We start from the raw sequence: 18,006 nt of genomic DNA, 5'->3' as shown, positions 1-18,006 counted from the left end.
GTGATCCTGTACCCGGCGATCGACCTGAAGGAGGGGCGTTGCGTCCGCCTGATCCAGGGGGACATGGCGCAGGCCAAGGTCTTCGGGGACGATCCGGCGGCCCAGGCCGCGATCTTCGAGGCGCAGGGCTTCCCCTGGCTCCACGTGGTCGATCTCGACGGCGCCTTCGCGGGTGCGCCGCGGAACGCGGAGGCCGTCGAAGCGATCCTGGCGCGCGTGACGATCCCGGTCCAGCTCGGCGGCGGCATCCGTGAGATGAAAACCCTGGAGGGCTGGCTGAGCAAGGGCGTCGCCCGGGCGATCATCGGCACCGCGGCGGTTCGCGACCCCGGCTTCGTCCGGGAGGCCGCCCGCAAGTATCCGGGCAAGATCGCGGTCGGCATCGACGCCAAGGACGGCCGCGTCGCGGTCGAGGGCTGGGCCCAGACCTCCAGCATGACCGCCGAGGAGCTGGGGCGCCGGTTCGAGGATGCGGGCGTTGCGGCGATCATCTACACCGACATCGCCCGCGATGGGATCCTGAAGGGCCTCAACGTCGAGATGACTCTGGCGCTCGCCCAGGCGGTGCGCATCCCCGTGATCGCGTCGGGCGGCCTCGCCGCGATCGACGACGTGCATCGCCTGCTGCAGCCGGATTGCGCGCTGATTGCCGGCGCCATCACCGGGCGGGCCCTCTACGACGGCCGCATCGATCCGGAAGCGGCGCTGGCGGCGATCGCTGCGGCGCGCGGCTCGGCTTCGTGATAGACCATCGGCCGTGGTGGCGCCGACGCGGGAGGCTTCGATGACGGCGTTGAAGACCCGGCCGGCTCCGGCCGGAACGGCCTACGCGGATGATTTCTACACCGGGACCCAGGAGCAGAGCGCGCGCCTGCGGTCGGGCGAACTCTCCGGCCTGGATCGCGAGAACCCGGCGGAGGAGATCGCGAGCTCGGGCAAGAGCCAGTTCGCCAGTCGGGTGCGCGCGTTGCGAAACGTGCTGCCGCCCATGTTGAAGTGCCGCGCAAGAAACGGGTCTGGTCGTCAAGCGCTTCCCAGAAACCTGTCCCGACACCTATCAGGACATCATCGATCGCTCGTTCGCGATTGATCCCGAAGCCTGACCGGATTGCGAGAGACCGTGCTCAAGACCCGCATCATCCCCTGCCTCGACGTGAAGGACGGGCGCGTCGTGAAGGGCGTGCGCTTCGAGGGCCTGCGCGACGCCGGCGATCCGGTCGCGGCCGCCAAGGTCTACGACGCGGCCGGCGCCGACGAGCTGTGCTTCCTCGACATCACCGCGAGCCGCGAGGCCCGCGGCACGCTGCTCGACATCGTCAGCCGCACCGCCGAGGCCTGCTTCATGCCACTCACCGTGGGCGGCGGCGTGCGCACCGTCGAGGACGTCCGCGCCCTGCTTCTGGCCGGGGCCGACAAGGTCGCGATCAACACCGCGGCCGTAAAGGACCCGGATCTGGTCGCCCGCGCCGCCGAGAAGTTCGGGGCCCAGTGCATCGTGGTGGCGATCGACGCGAAACGCGTATCCGGCCCCGGCGAGCCGGCGGCCTGGGAGATCTTCACCCACGGCGGTCGCGACCCGACCGGGATCGACGCGGTGGCCTTCGCCCGGCTCGTCGCCGAGAAGGGCGCGGGCGAGCTGCTGGTCACCTCCATGGACAAGGACGGCACCCGTTCCGGCTACGACCTCGCTTTGACGCGGGCGATCAGCGACGCCGTCCCCGTGCCGGTAATCGCTTCCGGCGGCGTTGGTGGACTCGACGATCTCGTCGCAGGGGTCGCGGAGGGCGGCGCGAGCGCTGTGCTGGCGGCCTCGATCTTCCATTTCGGGCAGGCGAGCGTCGCCGAGGCCAAGGCCCACATGGCGGCGGCCGGGCTGGCCATGCGCCTCGACGGCACGGCATCTTCCGCGAGGGGGCCCCTGTGAGCAGCTACCTTCTGGCCAACGCGACCCTGCTCGATCCCGAGACCGGTGCCGAGACTGCCGGCGCGGTCCTGGTCCGCGACGGCCGCATCAGCGACGTCGCATCGGGGGCCGCCCCGGGCGCGCCGGGCGATGCCGAGCGGATCGACTGCGCCGGCCGGGTGCTCGTCCCGGGGCTGATCGACATGCGCGCCTTCGTGGGCGAGCCGGGCGCGGAGCACCGGGAAACCCTGGCCTCGGCGAGCGCCGCCGCGGCGGCGGGCGGTGTCACCACCCTGGTCTGCATGCCCGACACCAACCCGGTGATCGACGGGCCGGCCATCGTCGACTTCGTGCTCCGGCGCGCCCGCGATACCGCGAGCGTCAACGTCCTGCCCGCCGCCGCCATCACCAAGGGATTGGCCGGCAGGGAGATGACCGAGTTCGGCCTGCTCAAGGAAGCCGGCGCGGTTGCCTTCACGGACGGGCTGCGCGCCGTGTCGAACGCTCAGGTGCTGCGCCGGGCGCTCACCTACGCCCGAGATTTCGACGCGCTGATCATGCAGCATGTCGAGGATTCGGACCTCGTCGCCGAGGGCGTGATGAACGAGGGCGAGCTGGCCTCGCGCCTCGGGTTGATGGGCATCCCGCGCGAGGCCGAGACCGTGATGCTGGAGCGCGACATCCGCCTCGTCCGGCTCACCGGCGCCCGCTACCATGCCGCGATGATCTCCTGCGCCGATTCGGTGGAGATCGTGCGCCGGGCGAAGCAAGACGGCCTGCCGGTCACCTGCGGCGTGTCGGTGAACAACCTCGTGCTCAACGAGAACGACATCGGCCATTACCGGACCTTCTGCCGGCTCTCGCCGCCGCTGCGCCACGAGGTCGATCGCCAGGCCGTGGTCCAGGCGCTCGGCGAGGGCGTGATCGACGTCGTCGTCTCCGATCACAATCCGCAGGACGTCGAGACCAAGCGCCTGCCCTTCGCGGAGGCGGCCGACGGCGCCCTCGGGATCGAGACGCTGCTGGGCGCGTCCCTGCGCCTCGTTCATACCGGCGACCTCGCCCTGTCGAAGCTCATCACCGCGCTGACCGTGAACCCGGCCCGCATCCTCGGCCGCGAGGCCGGGCGGCTGGCCGCCGGAGCGCCGGCCGATCTGGTGTTGATCGATCCGGATCTGCCCTACGTGCTCGACAAGCGCCGGCTGAAATCCCGCTCGAAGAACTCGCCCTTCGATGAGGCCCGGCTGCAGGGTGCGGCGGTCTTGACGCTGGTCGGCGGAAAGATCGTCCACGCCGTCGACGATCTTGCGGCGGCCGCGTGATGCTGCAGGATCTCGCGACGGCGTCCGCCCTCGGCGGCCTTGCCCTGGGTTACGCGCTGGGCTCGATCCCGTTCGGGCTGATCCTCACCCGCTTCGCCGGGCTCGGCGATGTGCGGGCGATCGGATCGGGCAATATTGGCGCGACCAACGTCCTGCGGACCGGCCGGAAGGGGCTCGCGGCCGCGACCCTGCTGGGCGATGCCTTGAAGGGCACCGCCGCCGTCCTGATCGCCAGGAACCTGGGCGAGGGCCCGGCACTCGCGGCCGGCCTCGGCGCGTTCCTCGGCCACCTGTTCCCGGTCTGGCTCGGATTCAAGGGCGGCAAGGGCGTGGCGACGTTCATCGGCGTTCTTCTCGCCGTCAGCCCGCCGGCCCTCGGGATCTTCGCGATCATCTGGCTGGGGCTTGCCTTCGCGCTCAAGTATTCGTCGCTGGCGGCACTGGCCGCTTCGGCCGCGACACCTGTCGTTCTGTGGGCACTCGGCGCGCCGGCCCAAGCTTTGCTGTTCCTCCTCATGGGCATGCTGCTATGGTGGAAGCACGCGCCCAACATCCGCCGACTCGCGTCCGGCACCGAGGGGCGCATCGGCCAGAAGGGCTGAACGCACGCGCGTGAGGCGCGGTCCTTGGGGGATGCATGCGGCTGACCGACGCCCAGCGGCTCGACTGGCTGCGATTGATCCGCACCGAAGGGGTCGGGCCGCGCACGTTCCGCACGCTGATCAACCGGTTCGGGGGCGCGGCCGCAGCCCTCGACGCGCTGCCGGACCTCAGCCGCCGCCAGGGCCGACGGATCCATCCGCCGAGCCGGACGCAGGCGGAGGACGAGCTTGCCGCCCTGGCCCGGATCGGCGGCCGGCTGATCGCCACCGGCGAGGCGGAGTTTCCGCGCCTGCTCCAGCAGACCGATGCGGCGCCGCCGCTGCTCGCCCTGCGCGGGGCCGCCATCCTGAACCGACCGGGCGTGGCCCTCGTCGGCTCGCGCAACGCCTCCCAGGCCGGATTGGCCTTCACCGAGAAGCTGGCTCGTGGCCTGGGCGAGGCCGGCCTCGCAATCGTCTCAGGGCTCGCCCGCGGGATCGATGCGCGTGCCCATAAGGCCAGCCTGCCGACCGGCACCGTCGCGGTGATGGCCGGCGGGCAGGACCGGATCTACCCGGCGAGCCATGTCGGCCTGGTCGATGCGATCCTGGGTGAGGGCGGGGCGGTGCTGGCCGAGATGCCGATGGGCTGGGTGCCGCGCGGGCGCGACTTTCCGAGGCGCAACCGCATCATCTCGGGCCTGTCCTACGGGACGGTCGTCGTCGAGGCGGCGCGCCGTTCCGGCTCGCTGATCACGGCGCGTTTTGCCCTGGAGCAGAACCGCGAGGTGTTCGCTGTCCCCGGCTCGCCGCTGGATCCACGCGCGGAGGGCACCAACGACCTGATCCGCCAGGGCGCCACCCTCGTCTCAGAGGTCGAGCATATCCTCGACGTGATCGGCCCGATCATCGAGCGGGGCCCGGCGCCGGACGCCGCGCCAGGCCGCGAGCGGCCGGATTTCGCCGAGCAACCGGACTTCTGGGACGAGATCGATCTCGATACGTTGACCGCGGAAACCGGCCGCTTCAAGGATCTGATCACGCGGTCGGAGGAGCCCTGCCTCGACGATGCTGCGCCGGAGCCGGCCGATGATCGCGCACGCATCATCGGACTGCTGGGACCGTGCCCGGTCGGCGCCGACGAGCTGGCGCGCAGCGCCGGCGTCGGCGCCCGGGTTGTTCAGACCGTGCTGCTGGAGCTGGAGCTCGACGGCCGGATCGAGCGGCACGGCAGCGGCACGGTCTCCCTCGTCAATCGCTGAGCGGATCCGCATCGACGTCGGCGAGGTGGCGCATCACGTCGAGACAGCCCTGCAGGATGTAGGCGGCGGCGAGCTTGTCCACGAGCTCTCCGCGGCGTGCCCGCGACGCATCGGCCTCGATCAGCGCCCGGGTGACCACCGCGGTTGACAGGCGCTCGTCGAAGAAGACGTGGGGCAGAGGCAGGATCGGCGCGAGATTGCGCATGAAGGCGCGGGTGGATTGCACCCGCGGCCCCTCGCTGCCGTCCATGTTCAGTGGCAGGCCGACCACGAGGCCGCCGACCGCGTGCTGTCGACACAGGGCGGCGAGACGTTGCGCGTCCGGGATGAACTTCACCCGCCGGATGGTCTCCAGCGGCGACGCGATCTGCCGTCCCAGGTCGGAAAGGGCGAGCCCGATCGTCTTGGTGCCGAGGTCGATGCCGATGAGGCGCGCGCCGCCCCGGGAAGCGGTCGCGAAGGCGCGGATCGCGTCGTGATTCATGAGTCGGCCTGCTTGCTCCGGTTCAAGGTTGCCTCCGAAAAGCCCTCGAAGCGGGCCGGCAGGGGTTCGGTGCCGGGCCCGAGCACCAGGGCAGCGGACGGACCGGTCACCCGGCTGAAGAAGTCCGTCAGGTTTTCGCCGCCGAACCGGATTGCCTCCAGATCCGGCGCGAGCAGCCAGATATCGTATTCCTCGCCCGTTCCGGACACGTCCCAGAACAGGAAGCCGCCATCCTCGGCCACGCCGAAGAAGCAGGCGCGCTCGATGAGGCTCGCATCCCCGCCCTCCACGTCGAACCGGTGGGGCTCGCTGCCCGTCTCTAGGATCATCACGGCGGCGCCGACACTGTGGGCGATGATCCCGGCTTGGGTCACGAGATCGCTGGCTTCGAACGGCGCGGGAACGGCGATTCGGAACTGGCCGCCCGCCAGACCGATGCCGCAGGCCCGGCAGAAGGCGCGATACGAGGCCGGGAGCGCAAAGCCCAGCTCCGCCGCTGCACGGTCGAGCGCCGCTTCATCCGCCGTGAACCCCGGCGACAGGCTGGTGAAGACCTGCTCCCACATCGATTCCACTCCGTCGTCCACAGCCTTGCGAGGCTCCGTAGATCACCACCGGTGTGCGCGGAGCCGTTCGCGAATAGGTAAGTTAATGCTTCGTTAAACCTTGCCACGGGTGTCCGCCTTGTCGACCGGCCAGATCTCCTCAGCCGTCCCGCCCCAGCGCGGGCCGACGATGACCCGCAAGCAGTGCTGGATGCTCCTGCTCGCATTCGAGATCCTCGTCCTCGGCTTCGCGCAATCGATGTTCCAGCCCGTCCGGCAGCCCGGGATCACCATCGAGATGTCCGTGAAGCCGAACCACGTGGTGACGTGAGGCACGGACCTGAACCCTGCCAAGCTTCGTCGCGTGGCGCGTGGAGCCAGCTCCGAAATCTGCGGGCGGACGAGCGAATGACACGGCGTGCCCGCGTTGCGGCGCGTCGAAGGCCGGTGCTATAGCCCGACCGATCCTGGGAGACACCTCCCGGACAGGGACGAACGGGACGGCATGTCGGTCGACGAGAAGACGGTTCGGCGTATCGCGCATCTGGCGCGGATCGCGGTCACCGACGACGAAGTCGGACCGCTGCAGGGCGAGCTGAACGCGATCCTGGCCTTCGTCGAGCAGCTCGGCACCGTCGATGTCTCCGGCGTGGAGCCGATGACATCGGTGACGCCGCTGGCCATGAAGAAGCGCGAGGACGTCGTGACGGACGGCGGCCGCGCCGCCGACGTCGTCGCCAACGCGCCCGAGACGGAGGACAATTTCTTCCTGGTTCCGAAGGTGGTCGAATAGGCCGGACTCGACCCGGACCTTACGGACCGGTTTTCTGGCGGGCAGGCGCGCGGCGGCGCGCGCAGGGACGTGAACAGCGTGAATCCGAACGAACTTACCCTGGCCGAGGCGCGCGACGCCCTGAAGGCGAAGCGGATCTCGGCACGCGAGCTGACGCAGGCGCATCTCGACGCGATGGCGAAGGCCCGCGCCCTGAACGCCTATCTCCTGGAAACCCCGGATCGCGCGCTCGCGATGGCCGACGCGTCGGACCAGAAGATCGCCGCCGGCGAGGGCCGGCCGCTCGAGGGCATTCCCCTCGGAATCAAGGACCTGTTCTGCACGCACGGCGTGACCACCACGGCGGGCTCCAAGATCCTCCAGAACTTCGAGCCCCATTACGAATCGGCCGTGTCGGCCAATCTGTGGCGCGACGGCGCCGTGATGCTGGGCAAGCTCAACCTCGACGAATTCGCCATGGGCTCGTCGAACGAGACCAGCGCCTTCGGCAACGTGGTCTCGCCCTGGCGGCGCCGGGGATCCGACGCGCCGCTCGTACCCGGCGGCTCCTCGGGCGGATCTGCCGCCGCCGTCGCGGCGCGGCTCTGCCTCGGCGCCACCGCGACCGATACCGGCGGCTCGATCCGCCAGCCTGCAGCCTTCACCGGCACGGTCGGGATCAAGCCGACCTACGGCCGCTGCTCGCGCTGGGGCACGGTGGCGTTCGCTTCGTCGCTGGACCAGGCCGGCCCGATCGCCCGCACGGTCCGGGACTGCGCGATCCTGCTCGGCTCGATGGCCGGCGCGGACGCCCGCGACACGACCTGCGCCGACCTGCCGGTGCCCGACTTCGAGGCCGCGGTCGCGCGCGGCGTCAAAGGGCTGACGATCGGCATCCCGAAGGAATATCGGGTCGACGGCATGCCGGCCGAGATCCAGAAGCTCTGGGATGACGGCGCCGCCTGGCTAAAGGCGGCCGGCGCGACCATCAAGGAGATCTCGCTGCCGCACACGTCCTACGCGCTGCCGGCCTACTACATCGTGGCCCCGGCCGAGGCCTCCTCGAACCTCGCCCGCTACGACGGTGTGCGCTACGGCCTGCGGGTGCCCGGCAAGGACATCGCCGGCATGTACGAGAACACCCGCGCCGCGGGCTTCGGCCGCGAGGTGAAGCGCCGGATCATGATCGGGACCTACGTGCTCTCGGCCGGCTACTACGACGCCTATTACGTCCGGGCCCAGAAGATCCGCACGCTGATCAAGCGCGACTTCGAGACGGCCTACGCGAACGGCGTCGACGCCATCCTGACGCCGGCCACGCCCTCGGCCGCCTTCGGCATCGGCGAGAAGGCCTCGGCCGATCCGGTGGAGATGTACCTCAACGACGTCTTCACCGTCACGGTGAATATGGCCGGCCTGCCGGGCATCGCCGTGCCGGCCGGCCTCGACGGACAGGGGCTGCCGCTGGGACTGCAGCTGATCGGCCGCCCGTTCGACGAGGAGACGCTGTTCGCTGTCGCCCAGGTGATCGAGGATTCGGCGGGCCGCACCGCTCTGCCCGAGCCGTGGTGGGCATGACCGTCCCGTTCTATCCCTGGACAGTCTGGATCTGGGCCGGGTTCGACCCGGCGCTGATCGTCGTCGCCCTCTATCTCGGCTGGACGGCGAGCCAGTTCGGCAAGGTGTTCATCGCGGCGATCGCGGCGCTTGGCTTCTCGGTGCTGTTCTCCTACGCGGTGAGCGCGGCCAGCATCCCGTGGCCGGCCCCGATCACCCATGACGGGCCGACCTTCTTCCCGGTCCGCGCGGTCGCGGCGCTGCTCTGGGCAATCCTCGGCTACGGCGCGCGCCGGGCGGTCCGACGCCGCGCTTGACCCTGCAGGCAGGGGCCTCCTAAGAAATCTCTCGCTCCACGCACACGGCGATGCCGCCGTCTTTGCGAGCGCAGCGAAGCAATCCAGTGGCGCTCCGTCTGGACGCCTCGCGCTTCCCTGGGTCGCTTCGCTGCGCTCGCGATGACGGTGTCGCCTCGAACGCCAGCCGCCTCCGGACCGACCATGAACGCACCCGTCGACCCCAAGAAGCTGATCAAGGGCGGTCTCCACGATTGGGAGGTGATCGTCGGCATGGAGATCCACGCCCAGGTCTCCAGCCGCGCCAAGCTGTTCTCCGGTGCCTCGACGGAATTCGGCGGCGAACCGAACGATCATGTCTCGCTGGTCGACGCCGCGATGCCCGGCATGTTGCCGGTGATCAACGCGGAATGCGTCGCACAGGCGGTGCGGACCGGCCTCGGCCTCAAGGCTAGGATCAACCTGCGCTCGGTGTTCGACCGGAAGAACTACTTCTATCCCGACCTGCCGCAGGGCTATCAGATCTCGCAGTACAAGGACCCGATCGTCGGCGAGGGCGAGGTGCTGGTCGACATGATCGACGGCTCGTCGATCACCGTGGGCATCGAGCGCCTGCACCTCGAGCAGGATGCCGGAAAGTCTCTGCACGATCAGGACCCGACGCGCAGCTTCGTCGACCTCAACCGGTCGGGCGTGGCGCTGATGGAGATCGTCTCACGGCCGGACCTGCGCTCGTCGGAGGAGGCGAAGGCCTACGTGACCAAGTTGCGCACGATCCTGCGCTACCTCGGCACCTGCGACGGCGACATGGAGAAGGGTTCGCTCCGCGCCGACGTGAACGTCTCGGTGCGCCGTCCCGGCGAGCCGCTCGGCACCCGCTGCGAGATCAAGAACGTCAACTCGATCCGCTTCATCGGTCAGGCGATCGAGACCGAGGCGCGCCGTCAGATCGCGATCCTGGAGGATGGCGGGACGATCGATCAGGAGACGCGCCTGTTCGATCCCGGCAAGGGCGAGACGCGCTCGATGCGCTCCAAGGAAGAGGCGCACGATTACCGCTACTTCCCGGATCCGGACCTGCTGCCGCTGGAATTCGACCAGGCCTACGTCGATGCCCTGGCCAAGGAGCTGCCGGAGCTGCCGGACGCCAAGAAGGCGCGGTTCGTGTCCGCCTTCGGCCTCTCGCCCTACGATGCCGGCGTGCTCGTCGCCGAACGCGCCTCCGCCGACTATTACGAGGCGGTGGCGAAGGGTCGTGACGGCAAGGCCGCGGCGAACTGGGTGATCAACGAGCTGTTCGGCCGCCTCAACAAGGAAGGGCTCTCCATCGAGGCGACGCCGGTCTCGGCCGACCAGCTTGGCGCGATCATCGACCTGATCGGCGAGGGCGTCATCTCCGGCAAGATCGCCAAGGACCTGTTCGAGATCGTCTGGACCCAGGGGGGCGACCCGCGCGCCGTCGTCGAGAGCCGCGGCATGAAACAGGTCACCGATACCGGCGCCATCGAGGCTGCGGTCGACCAGATCATCGCGGCCAATCCCGACAAGGTCGCCCAGGCCAAGGCGAAGCCGACGCTCCTCGGCTGGTTCGTCGGCCAGACCATGAAGGCGACGGGCGGCAAGGCGAACCCGGCCGCCGTGAACGCGCTGCTCAAGGCGAAGCTCGAGATCGAATAACATCGTCCGACGAGAGGCCGTCGAAGCGACTGCCCGGATGGGTCGTGTTCGCCTCGACGTCTCACGCCGGGCGATCCGAACCGTCATTCCGCGGCGCCGCAGGCGAGCCCGGAAGCCAGAGTCGCCGACGCGCCAGGACATCGCGCCGTCGGCAGGTCTGGATCCCGGGCTCCGCTGCGCGATCCCGGGATTACAGACGAAAGCGTCTATTGAATTGCCGATCACCGCTCGCGGTCGCCGTCGTGATGCCACGACGAGATCCCGCCACGGCAATGCCGGGCAGGTGATGGACGAACACATCCTGACTTGAAACCGCGGCAGAACGGCTCAAAGTGGGGCCTTTCGCGCATTCGAAGACGTGCCATGCGTGGCCGCTTCTGCGCCCCTGGAGCCGCGTCCGTCCGGCTGTTCGTATTGTGCCGCTGAATTCCGGGCCGAACCTGTCCCTGAACCGTCTATGCGGCGTTCCGCTGCGGTGGAGTCATCCCTGTCTCCTCCAGCTTCTCGACAACCGTTACCATTGCGAAACCTATGGCATCTAGGTTTCCGGCCGGTCCGTGCCCGCTCTCGCCAAGCACAGGGAGAGACTGCGCCTGTCCACCGGACCGGTCAATAGCGATTTCCCCGGCAAATTGCTTTTTCACTCCACTTGATCGCGGGGCCGCGCCGCGGCGCGTGCCGGTTCAACGACTTGGATCGATCCGACCGCGCCGCGAAATATTGCCTGGCGCGCGACTCACTTGCCGGCGCCCATATTGTTCTCAACCAGAAAGCGGATGCCGCGGTCGAAGGATTCATCCGTGTCGCCGCGCAGGTCGACGCTGTAGGCCCTCTCGGGCGCTGGTCCACGGAGGGACTTCACGTAGACGTTGAGGTTCAGGATCAGGTTCGAAACCTTCTGGACCTCCCCGGTGATCGCCACATCGGCGCCGAGCTTACGGGCCAGTTCGTCGGCGCAGCCATTGCACCGGCGCAGATCGGCACTTTTGGCAACCTCATCCCGGACCGGGTCGACCGAGACCACGGTGAACAGACCCCTCTTCTGAAGCAGGTCGCGCAACTGCGCGCTCACCCGTTTCAAGCGGGCCGTGTCCGCCGTGTCGCTCGGCACCGGTGACAGGTTCGAGAACTGGAAGTCGAACACCGCAGCCTTCTCGGGGGCGGCCGAGGCGGATCCGCCGACGACCAGGAAGACAGCGATCAGGCTTGCGGATCGGATCATGCGCGTGTCCCCGTCGAGGCATACACGGGGACAACACGGCGGATGGCGCCGCGATCATATCCGGGCGGGCGTCAGCGCCTTTCGGCCTCGGCGGTGGGGCCGGTCGCGGGTGTCGCGAAGGCAGAGACGCGCTCGCGCAGGTCCATGAACCAGTTCGGAGCTGGAGCGCGGCCGCCGTTGATGACCACGGTCGCGGTCATGCCGGCGATCAGCGGGACATCGGGGGGGACATGGTCGATGCGGATGCGCACCGGGACACGCTGGGCGAGGCGCACCCAGGTGTAGACCGGGTTGACGTCCGGCAGGCCCTGGGTGCTCGCGGCGGCGTTCGCGGTCGAGATGCCGAGCGTGATGCTGTCCACCGTCCCGGTCAGGTGCGGATCGAAGCCCATCAGCTTGACGTCGGCGCGGTCGCCCACGTGGATGTTGGGCATCTTGGTCTCCTCGAAATAGCCGTCGATCCAGAACGAATCCGTGTCGACGACGCTGATGTTCGCGGTGCCGGTGCGGGCGTAATCCCCCACGCGCATCAGCAGGTTGGTCACGCGGCCGTTGACCGTGGACTTCACCTCCGTCCGTTCGAGGTTGATCCTGGCCTGCCGCAGCTGCGCCTGCGCGCTTTCCAGCGCCGCCTCGGCGATCTTGGCGGTGCCGGCAAATTGCTGCTTCTCCTCGATCGACGTGGACACCGTGGTGAGTGCCTGCCGCCGGGCCGATTGCGCATTCTTCACCTGGAGGTCGGCCTCGCGATTCTTGACCTCGGCATCCGCGGAGGTGACCGACACCTCGAAATCGACCGGGTCGATCACGTAGAGGACGTCACCCTTCTGGACGACTTGGTTGTCGCGGACACGCACGGCGACGATCTGCCCGGCGACCTGCGGGGCGATATTGGCGACCTGTACGCGGACGGTCCCGTCCCGCGTCCACGGTGCCGCGACGTAGAATTCCCAGACGAAGGCGGCCGCGACGAACGCAGCCAGGAGGATCGTCCCGGTGGCCGCCAGCCGAAAGATCTTGGCAGCGCGGCCGCGGCGCGGGACGACCGGAAGGGGATCGGCCCGGTTCGCCTTGCCCGTCCGGGCGGGCGTCTTGGGATCATCCTCGTCGGCAGTCGTTTCAGGCATTCAGACCAACGCAATGAGCAGAGCGAGGACGCAGACGTAGATGCCTGCCTCGGCGAGCGGGGAGTTGGCAACGTAGCGGCTGAAGCGGATGCGGGCGAAGAACCAGCGCAGGAGAAGAAGAATCACGAACGCGGCGAGCGCATAGGCGACGAACGAGGAGATCAGAACCCCGCCAATATCAATGTCCTCGTACATGGCCGTCCTTCGAAAATCCGCTCGTCAGAATAGCGCAATGTCGAGGCGGTGGAGGAACCGCCGGTGGCGCGTGATGGTACGCGCCGCGCTAATCAGATCGCTGGCGGCGCGCGCCGTGGTGAGCCGCACCTGTCGATCATGCCGTGATGCGGCGCGGATCAGATCGCGCGCGGCCGTTTCAAGGGCGCGGTCGTCGCCGGCCGCGAGCCCGGCGCGGGCACGTGCGATCGCGTCGCGGAGCGCCCCGACCGCCGACAGCCGGCGCAGCTCCGCGTGAGAGCGGGCGGCAGCCGCTTCCAGCCGGGCGAGGGCGAAGGCATGGGACAGGCTCGCCCGCCGCACCGCGCTGCTCCCCGAGCTGTAGCCGGCGAACTGGAACAGGCGGTCCGCATTCAGACTGGTGCGTGTGGTGGCGTCGCCGCCCTCGCCGACGAGCGCGTCGGCCAGGGTCCGCCGCGCCGAATCGAGGGCGAAGACCCGCTGCTGGGCGGGCGTCACGGGGAGCAGGATTCGCACGACGATCGACAGGATGACGGCGGCGACGATGACGAGAAACGCGTTCAGCAGGAACGTGAGAGCGTCGTAGGTCTGCGGGTTCGACGGGCCGAGCAGAACCGGGAAGAACACGATCACGATGAAGCCGATGCCGAAGGTCTTCGGATTGAGGGTCAGGAAGCAGCCGACGAAGATCACCGGCGCCATCACCATCGCGAGCATCGGAAAGCCCTGCACGCCGTTGAGCAGCGCGAAACGGGCGATGCCCGCGAAGGTGGCCGCCATCGTCATGCCGATGACGACACCGTTGGCGAATTTCTTCGGGTCGGGCGTGACCGACGAGAGCGCCGCGGTGGCCGCGACCTGCACCAGCGCGAAGGAAGCCTGGGGGAGGCCGAGCGCCACGAAGGTGGCGGCCGTGGCGGCAAAGGCGAGCGCCACCCGCACAGCGCCGCGCAGGGCCACCGGGAAGTCCCGGTGCGTCGGCAGGCTGGCATCGCGCAGCGGCATATGTCCGTCGGCCACCGCGCGAATGCCGTCCTGCGCGAAGGTCGCGGCACAGACGAAATCCAGCGCCCGCTGCAGCACCACGACCTCGTCGAGGGGCCGGTTGCCGTCGCGGATCGCCGCGTCGACGAGGTCGCGCAGACGCCCGTCGTCCCGGTCGAGGGCATCGAGGCTCGGCGCGTCCGCGACCCGCCGGCAGATCGCCAGGGCCTCGGCGACGGCCGGGCTCGGGTTCCGCAGATGGGCGGCGGCAGCCGCCGCCGTGCGGACCGATGCCGCCATCACGTAGAGCGCCGCGATACAGCTCCGCGCGCCCGCGGCCCGGAAGCGGCCGTCGTCGAGTTCCCCGGCAATGGCGCTCGCATCGGCCCGCATCGGCGCGATGGTGCGGATCAGCGCGGCGGTCCGCGTGGCACCGAGGTCGCCCTCCGCCAGCGTTTCGCGGGCGTAGGCCCGCGTCCCGTCCCAGGCGTTCCGGAGCTGCGGCAGCAGGGCTCGCCACGTGCTGGGAGAGGCCAGCGCATCGTTAATGAAGGTGATCGCCACGATGCCGAGCACGATCACGGCAACGCGGGACACGGCGGCGTCGAAGGTGCCCTGCGGATTGTCGATCTGGCCGAGCGCGATGATCGCCACCGTGTAGCCGGACAGCATCGCCCCGTAGGCACGGGTGTCCTGCAGGTATTGCGCGACGAACACGCAGAGGCCGAGCCAAGCCGTGAATGAGACGAACAGCAGGACCCGGTCCTGTCCGAACAGCGCCATCACCACGATCGACACGGCGGCGCCGATCAGCGTGCCGAGCAGACGGTAGATCGCTTTGGAGATCGCCTGCCCGCGCTTCGGCTGAGCGAGAATGGCCACGCAGGTCGCGGCCGAGGAGGCGCTGTCGAGCTGAAGCCAGAACGCGGCCGCGAGGGCCAGCATCATGGCGATCCAGATCCGCAGGGCGAATGCCCAGGCCGCAGGCCCGGGCACCCAGTCATCCAGGACGTCGACGGCACGATCGACGATCGATCCGGACGGTCGGACCGCGCTGGCGGCGGCCTCAGCCATGCCGGATCGGTCTCGAACGGGATCGCCGCTGTTGCGCCGTCATCATCCCACGCCCCCCGGCGATCCGCAGTTCAGGCAAAGTAACGAAGCGGACGCTCTGCGGTTCGCACGCGACTCACGCTTTGTCGTTGCCCTTCAGCCGCTTGTTGCACTTGCTCCAGAACTGCGGCCATTTCGGCCCCTGGGCGGTCTTCTGCGCATCGGTGAGGCCGCGCCACTCGGCGCCGCATTTCTTCTGGCGATCCCGGGCAGCGGTCTGGCCAGCACTCGGCTGTTTCGTGGCAGGCGCGGCCGGCGTTGTGGCCGGCGCCTCGGATGTGGCCGGCGCCTTGGCTGGTGCGTCCTTGGCGAGAAGGGGCTGCACGGCGAGAAGCGGCACAAGCAGGGCCGCGATTCTTACGAGACGGTCGACCATCGGACAAACTCCCCCTTTTCGCGTCGCCTCGACGCACGAGCGGGAGTTTCGCCGCTCGGCCGCGGCGCCGGCAAGTCCGCGGCGGGCGCTGCCAACAAGCAGGACCGCGCATCTCGGAATCGTGAGCTGCGCAATCGCGTTGCCCTTGAGCGCGGCGGGGAAATCGTCTTCACTGCCGGAGGTGTGCGAACTCGGCGGAGGACCACCGCGCCGCCGACAGTTCGGTCGAGGAGCAGGCGAAGCATGGCAGCGGTGTCCGGGCGGCCGATCGACGTCCATACCTGGAGTACGCCGAACGGCTGGAAGATTCCGATCATGCTGGAGGAGTGCGCGCTCCCGTATCGGATCGTACCGGTCGATATCGCCAAGAACGAGCAGTTCGCCGCCGACTTCCTGGCGATCTCACCCAACAACAAGATCCCGGCGATCGTCGACCCCGACGGTCCCGGCGGGCAGCCGATCTCGGTGTTCGAGTCCGGTGCGATCCTTCAATATCTCGGCCGGAAGACCGGCCAGTTCTATCCGGCAGACGAGCGCGCCCGCGTCGCCGTCGACGAGTGGCTGTTCTGGCAGGTGGCGGGTTTCGGCCCGATGCTCGGCCAGACGCACCATTTCAAGATCTACGCGCCCGAGAAGGTGCCATACGCGATCGACCGGTTCACCGCTGAAGCCAAGCGACTCTACGGCGTCCTGGAGCGGCGCCTGGAAGGCCGCGCCTATCTGGCTGACGCGTATTCCGTCGCCGATATCGCGACGTTCACGTGGGCGAAGCTGAATTTCAAGCAGGGCGTCGACATCAACACCCTGCCCAATGTGGCCCGCTGGCTGGAGAGCATCCTGGCGAGGCCGGCGGTGCAGCGCGGCCTCGCGGCGATCTGACTGACGGACCGCTCAGTTCTTGTTCGCGGCCTGCTGGTTCACGTCAGGCACCCGTGTCCAGGTCTGCGAGCCGCACAGGATCTTGAGCATGCAGCCCGAGACATTGAGTTCGGCCTCGCTCTCGCGCTCTAGGCTGACCGTATAGATCTTGCCTTCCTCGATATTGTAAAGGTCGCCCGTGTATTTTGCTTCATCCGGCTTCAGACCTTCGATCAGCTGGAGGCCGATCACCGGCCGGGCGCGCTTCTTCGGGTCCGGGTTCTTGAGGTCGGTGCGCGGGGCGCCGTTGTCGAAGGTCGGCACCTTGAGCCAGACGACCTTGCCGCAGACCAGCTTTTGACCGGGGCCGCAGCGATCGATCCGGATCTTGGCGCGGCCATCACCGGTAAGCCAAGTCCCGGACGGATCCTTGCCGGTGTCGGCGGCGGCGGCGGAGAGGCCGGTGAGAAGCAGGGCGGCGCTGAGAGCGAGTCGCATGGTTCGTCTCCGGGGATGAGGCATCGCGGATGCCCGAGGGGTGGACGAAATCGGGTGGTGCGTGAGAGAGCCGCCGCAATCGGGCGATTTTTCGGCGGTGTTGCGGCAGCGCCACGGCCGCGCTTGCCGCGGAGACGGCCGGCGCGCGGCTTGAGGCCCCGGAGGGCGCCCGCTATAAGCCCGGCGCCGAAGCGAAAATCTCGCTGCCGCGGCGCGTCAGGACAGCCGGCGCGTCGCACGCCTTTTCCACAGACAGACCGGACATACCATGGCCACCGAGCGCACCTTCTCGATCCTGAAGCCCGACGCGACGCGGCGGAACCTGACCGGCGCGGTGAATGCCGTGATCGAGGAGGCGGGCCTGCGGATCGTCGGCCAGCGCCGCATCCGTATGACCAAGGAGCAGGCCGAGAAATTCTACGAGGTGCACAAGGAGCGCCCGTTCTTCGGCGAGCTCGTGACCTTCATGACCTCCGGCCCCGTGGTGGTGCAGGTCCTCGAGGGCGAGAACGCGGTTGCCAAGTACCGTGAGGTCATGGGCGCCACGAACCCGGCTCAGGCCGCCGACGGCACGATCCGCAAGAAGTTCGCCGAGTCGGTCGGCGAGAACACCGTGCACGGCTCGGACAGCGCCGAGAACGCGAAGCTCGAGATCGCACAATTCTTCCAGGATTCCGACATCGCCGCGTGAGGCGAGGAGCGGTGGCGGGTTGGGCACACCGACCCGCCATTGTCGCGCGCGGCACCCGGCCGCGTGGGGAATGCCGCTTCGTGTGTCCGGACCGTCCTTGACGGAACGGAGCCCGGAAGCGTCCAACGGCCGAGCTTATCCAATCTCAGCCTCCGGACCGCCACGACCATGACGATGCGCCGCCTGCCCCTGCTGATCGCGACCGGTCTGTTCGCGCTCGGCGCGACCGCCGCCTATGCGGGCGGATCCTCGGCCCCGTTCCAGCAATACGAGCCGGACCCGGCCCTCAAGACCGCCACGAAGTCCAATCTCGAAGGCCGCGTCCGCCACGCCTGCACAGTCGTCCAGGCGCGCTTGACCAGCGCCACCGAGGCGTCCCTGGAGCGCCCCTGCGGCTGCTACGCCCGGCAGACGCTCCGCAGCCTCGACGCCTCCGAGATTGAGGCCTACCGGACCACCGGCTACTTCAACGATTCCGCCCGCGCGAAGGCGCTCTCGGCGCTGGACAGCTGCAAGCTGCAGCGCCCGGTCTGAGGACAAGCC

At 68.9% G+C, this 18,006-nt stretch carries 22 protein-coding genes; 14 read left to right on the top strand and 8 right to left on the bottom strand.

Going from position 1 to position 18,006, the window contains the following annotated elements:
• From hisA to dprA, 6 genes are read left to right on the top strand one after another with little or no spacing between them, the layout of a single operon-like run.
• Entirely contained in the window at positions 1-744 is a 744-nt protein-coding gene (gene hisA / locus JOE48_RS05625; RefSeq protein WP_210028563.1) for a 1-(5-phosphoribosyl)-5-[(5-phosphoribosylamino)methylideneamino]imidazole-4-carboxamide isomerase, read from the top strand.
• Between the two features lie 40 nt (positions 745-784).
• Complete coding sequence (locus tag JOE48_RS05620) at positions 785-1,090, top strand: DUF29 family protein (protein ID WP_245252721.1); 306 nt, start codon at positions 785-787, stop codon at positions 1,088-1,090.
• Between the two features lie 30 nt (positions 1,091-1,120).
• Positions 1,121-1,924 carry an imidazole glycerol phosphate synthase subunit HisF gene (gene hisF / locus JOE48_RS05615; RefSeq protein WP_210028562.1) on the top strand — a complete coding sequence of 268 codons (804 nt, stop codon included), beginning with the start codon at positions 1,121-1,123 and terminating at the stop codon, positions 1,922-1,924.
• On the top strand, positions 1,921-3,225 hold the full coding sequence (locus tag JOE48_RS05610) for a dihydroorotase (RefSeq protein ID WP_210028561.1): 1,305 nt from the start codon (positions 1,921-1,923) through the stop codon (positions 3,223-3,225). Before hisF ends, JOE48_RS05610 begins: the two co-directional genes overlap by 4 nt.
• Positions 3,225-3,827 (top strand): glycerol-3-phosphate 1-O-acyltransferase PlsY, encoded by a 603-nt coding sequence (gene plsY / locus JOE48_RS05605; RefSeq protein ID WP_210028559.1) that lies wholly within the window; start codon positions 3,225-3,227, stop codon positions 3,825-3,827. The genes JOE48_RS05610 and plsY overlap by 1 nt, the downstream gene beginning before the upstream one ends.
• A gap of 35 nt (positions 3,828-3,862) precedes the next feature.
• A complete protein-coding gene (gene dprA / locus JOE48_RS05600) occupies positions 3,863-5,068 on the top strand; it encodes a DNA-processing protein DprA (protein ID WP_210028558.1) in 1,206 nt (401 codons plus the stop codon).
• Here dprA and ruvX read toward each other — a convergent pair.
• Together ruvX and JOE48_RS05590 are read right to left on the bottom strand one after the other, a co-directional pair.
• Positions 5,058-5,552 carry a Holliday junction resolvase RuvX gene (ruvX, locus tag JOE48_RS05595; RefSeq protein WP_210028557.1) on the bottom strand — a complete coding sequence of 165 codons (495 nt, stop codon included), beginning with the start codon at positions 5,550-5,552 and terminating at the stop codon, positions 5,058-5,060. The genes dprA and ruvX overlap by 11 nt on opposite strands.
• Positions 5,549-6,118, bottom strand: coding sequence for an SMI1/KNR4 family protein (locus JOE48_RS05590; RefSeq protein WP_210028554.1), 570 nt, complete (start codon positions 6,116-6,118; stop codon positions 5,549-5,551). The genes ruvX and JOE48_RS05590 overlap by 4 nt, the downstream gene beginning before the upstream one ends.
• 169 nt (positions 6,119-6,287) lie before the next feature.
• On the opposite strand from JOE48_RS05590, the gene JOE48_RS05585 reads away from it, so the two are divergent.
• The 5 genes from JOE48_RS05585 (at position 6,288) to gatB (ending at position 10,399) form a co-directional block, all read left to right on the top strand.
• The gene (locus tag JOE48_RS05585; RefSeq protein ID WP_210028553.1) at positions 6,288-6,428 is read left to right on the top strand and encodes a hypothetical protein; all 141 of its coding nucleotides are present in this window, start codon (positions 6,288-6,290) and stop codon (positions 6,426-6,428) included.
• Between the two features lie 174 nt (positions 6,429-6,602).
• Positions 6,603-6,890: an Asp-tRNA(Asn)/Glu-tRNA(Gln) amidotransferase subunit GatC gene (gatC, locus tag JOE48_RS05580; protein ID WP_210028552.1), complete on the top strand. Its 288-nt coding sequence runs from the start codon at positions 6,603-6,605 to the stop codon at positions 6,888-6,890.
• A 78-nt stretch (positions 6,891-6,968) separates the two neighbouring features.
• Positions 6,969-8,447, top strand: a complete 1,479-nt coding sequence (gene gatA / locus JOE48_RS05575; protein ID WP_210028550.1) for an Asp-tRNA(Asn)/Glu-tRNA(Gln) amidotransferase subunit GatA — start codon at positions 6,969-6,971, stop codon at positions 8,445-8,447.
• Positions 8,444-8,743 carry a hypothetical protein gene (locus tag JOE48_RS05570; RefSeq protein ID WP_210028549.1) on the top strand — a complete coding sequence of 100 codons (300 nt, stop codon included), beginning with the start codon at positions 8,444-8,446 and terminating at the stop codon, positions 8,741-8,743. The genes gatA and JOE48_RS05570 overlap by 4 nt, the downstream gene beginning before the upstream one ends.
• Positions 8,744-8,926: 183 nt before the next feature.
• Positions 8,927-10,399, top strand: coding sequence for an Asp-tRNA(Asn)/Glu-tRNA(Gln) amidotransferase subunit GatB (gene gatB, locus JOE48_RS05565; RefSeq protein WP_210028548.1), 1,473 nt, complete (start codon positions 8,927-8,929; stop codon positions 10,397-10,399).
• Between the two features lie 736 nt (positions 10,400-11,135).
• Here the strand turns inward: gatB and JOE48_RS05560 are convergent.
• The 5 genes from JOE48_RS05560 to JOE48_RS05540 form a co-directional block, all read right to left on the bottom strand.
• Positions 11,136-11,621 carry a DUF3280 domain-containing protein gene (locus tag JOE48_RS05560; protein WP_210028546.1) on the bottom strand — a complete coding sequence of 162 codons (486 nt, stop codon included), beginning with the start codon at positions 11,619-11,621 and terminating at the stop codon, positions 11,136-11,138.
• Between the two features lie 71 nt (positions 11,622-11,692).
• A complete protein-coding gene (locus tag JOE48_RS05555; RefSeq protein ID WP_210028545.1) occupies positions 11,693-12,748 on the bottom strand; it encodes an HlyD family secretion protein in 1,056 nt (351 codons plus the stop codon).
• Complete coding sequence (locus tag JOE48_RS05550; protein ID WP_210028544.1) at positions 12,749-12,943, bottom strand: DUF1656 domain-containing protein; 195 nt, start codon at positions 12,941-12,943, stop codon at positions 12,749-12,751.
• 24 nt (positions 12,944-12,967) lie between these two features.
• On the bottom strand, positions 12,968-15,001 hold the full coding sequence (locus JOE48_RS05545) for an FUSC family protein (RefSeq protein WP_210028542.1): 2,034 nt from the start codon (positions 14,999-15,001) through the stop codon (positions 12,968-12,970).
• 115 nt (positions 15,002-15,116) lie between these two features.
• Positions 15,117-15,416: a hypothetical protein gene (locus JOE48_RS05540; protein WP_210028541.1), complete on the bottom strand. Its 300-nt coding sequence runs from the start codon at positions 15,414-15,416 to the stop codon at positions 15,117-15,119.
• Between the two features lie 243 nt (positions 15,417-15,659).
• On the opposite strand from JOE48_RS05540, the gene JOE48_RS05535 reads away from it, so the two are divergent.
• Positions 15,660-16,295: a glutathione S-transferase N-terminal domain-containing protein gene (locus tag JOE48_RS05535; RefSeq protein ID WP_210028540.1), complete on the top strand. Its 636-nt coding sequence runs from the start codon at positions 15,660-15,662 to the stop codon at positions 16,293-16,295.
• Positions 16,296-16,307: 12 nt separating this feature from the next.
• Here the strand turns inward: JOE48_RS05535 and JOE48_RS05530 are convergent, their stop codons facing one another.
• The gene (locus tag JOE48_RS05530) at positions 16,308-16,772 is read right to left on the bottom strand and encodes a DUF2147 domain-containing protein (protein ID WP_210028539.1); all 465 of its coding nucleotides are present in this window, start codon (positions 16,770-16,772) and stop codon (positions 16,308-16,310) included.
• Between the two features lie 268 nt (positions 16,773-17,040).
• Between JOE48_RS05530 and ndk the strand changes: the two genes are divergently transcribed.
• Positions 17,041-17,463: a nucleoside-diphosphate kinase gene (gene ndk, locus JOE48_RS05525; RefSeq protein WP_210028538.1), complete on the top strand. Its 423-nt coding sequence runs from the start codon at positions 17,041-17,043 to the stop codon at positions 17,461-17,463.
• A gap of 168 nt (positions 17,464-17,631) precedes the next feature.
• Positions 17,632-17,997 carry a hypothetical protein gene (locus JOE48_RS05520; protein WP_192710832.1) on the top strand — a complete coding sequence of 122 codons (366 nt, stop codon included), beginning with the start codon at positions 17,632-17,634 and terminating at the stop codon, positions 17,995-17,997.
• Positions 17,998-18,006: the final 9 nt, after the last annotated feature.

It is taken from the genome of Methylobacterium sp. PvR107 (assembly GCF_017833295.1).
Lineage (GTDB): Bacteria > Pseudomonadota > Alphaproteobacteria > Rhizobiales > Beijerinckiaceae > Methylobacterium.
This window is presented reverse-complemented; position numbering and strand designations above follow the sequence as displayed.

Excerpts from the sequence above, each read along its gene's own strand:
- JOE48_RS05620 (WP_245252721.1), top strand. The coding sequence starts at position 785 with ATGACGGCGTTGAAGACCCGGCCGGCTCCGGCCGGAACGGCCTACGCG.
- JOE48_RS05530 (WP_210028539.1), bottom strand. The coding sequence starts at position 16,772 with ATGCGACTCGCTCTCAGCGCCGCCCTGCTTCTCACCGGCCTCTCCGCC.
- JOE48_RS05540 (WP_210028541.1), bottom strand. The coding sequence starts at position 15,416 with ATGGTCGACCGTCTCGTAAGAATCGCGGCCCTGCTTGTGCCGCTTCTC.
- dprA (WP_210028558.1), top strand. The coding sequence starts at position 3,863 with ATGCGGCTGACCGACGCCCAGCGGCTCGACTGGCTGCGATTGATCCGC.
- ndk (WP_210028538.1), top strand. The coding sequence starts at position 17,041 with ATGGCCACCGAGCGCACCTTCTCGATCCTGAAGCCCGACGCGACGCGG.
- JOE48_RS05535 (WP_210028540.1), top strand. The coding sequence starts at position 15,660 with ATGGCAGCGGTGTCCGGGCGGCCGATCGACGTCCATACCTGGAGTACG.
- JOE48_RS05520 (WP_192710832.1), top strand. The coding sequence starts at position 17,632 with ATGACGATGCGCCGCCTGCCCCTGCTGATCGCGACCGGTCTGTTCGCG.
- JOE48_RS05550 (WP_210028544.1), bottom strand. The coding sequence starts at position 12,943 with ATGTACGAGGACATTGATATTGGCGGGGTTCTGATCTCCTCGTTCGTC.
- JOE48_RS05560 (WP_210028546.1), bottom strand. The coding sequence starts at position 11,621 with ATGATCCGATCCGCAAGCCTGATCGCTGTCTTCCTGGTCGTCGGCGGA.
- JOE48_RS05555 (WP_210028545.1), bottom strand. The coding sequence starts at position 12,748 with ATGCCTGAAACGACTGCCGACGAGGATGATCCCAAGACGCCCGCCCGG.
- gatB (WP_210028548.1), top strand. The coding sequence starts at position 8,927 with ATGAACGCACCCGTCGACCCCAAGAAGCTGATCAAGGGCGGTCTCCAC.
- JOE48_RS05545 (WP_210028542.1), bottom strand. The coding sequence starts at position 15,001 with ATGGCTGAGGCCGCCGCCAGCGCGGTCCGACCGTCCGGATCGATCGTC.
- plsY (WP_210028559.1), top strand. The coding sequence starts at position 3,225 with ATGCTGCAGGATCTCGCGACGGCGTCCGCCCTCGGCGGCCTTGCCCTG.
- JOE48_RS05585 (WP_210028553.1), top strand. The coding sequence starts at position 6,288 with ATGACCCGCAAGCAGTGCTGGATGCTCCTGCTCGCATTCGAGATCCTC.
- ruvX (WP_210028557.1), bottom strand. The coding sequence starts at position 5,552 with ATGAATCACGACGCGATCCGCGCCTTCGCGACCGCTTCCCGGGGCGGC.
- gatC (WP_210028552.1), top strand. The coding sequence starts at position 6,603 with ATGTCGGTCGACGAGAAGACGGTTCGGCGTATCGCGCATCTGGCGCGG.
- JOE48_RS05590 (WP_210028554.1), bottom strand. The coding sequence starts at position 6,118 with ATGTGGGAGCAGGTCTTCACCAGCCTGTCGCCGGGGTTCACGGCGGAT.
- JOE48_RS05570 (WP_210028549.1), top strand. The coding sequence starts at position 8,444 with ATGACCGTCCCGTTCTATCCCTGGACAGTCTGGATCTGGGCCGGGTTC.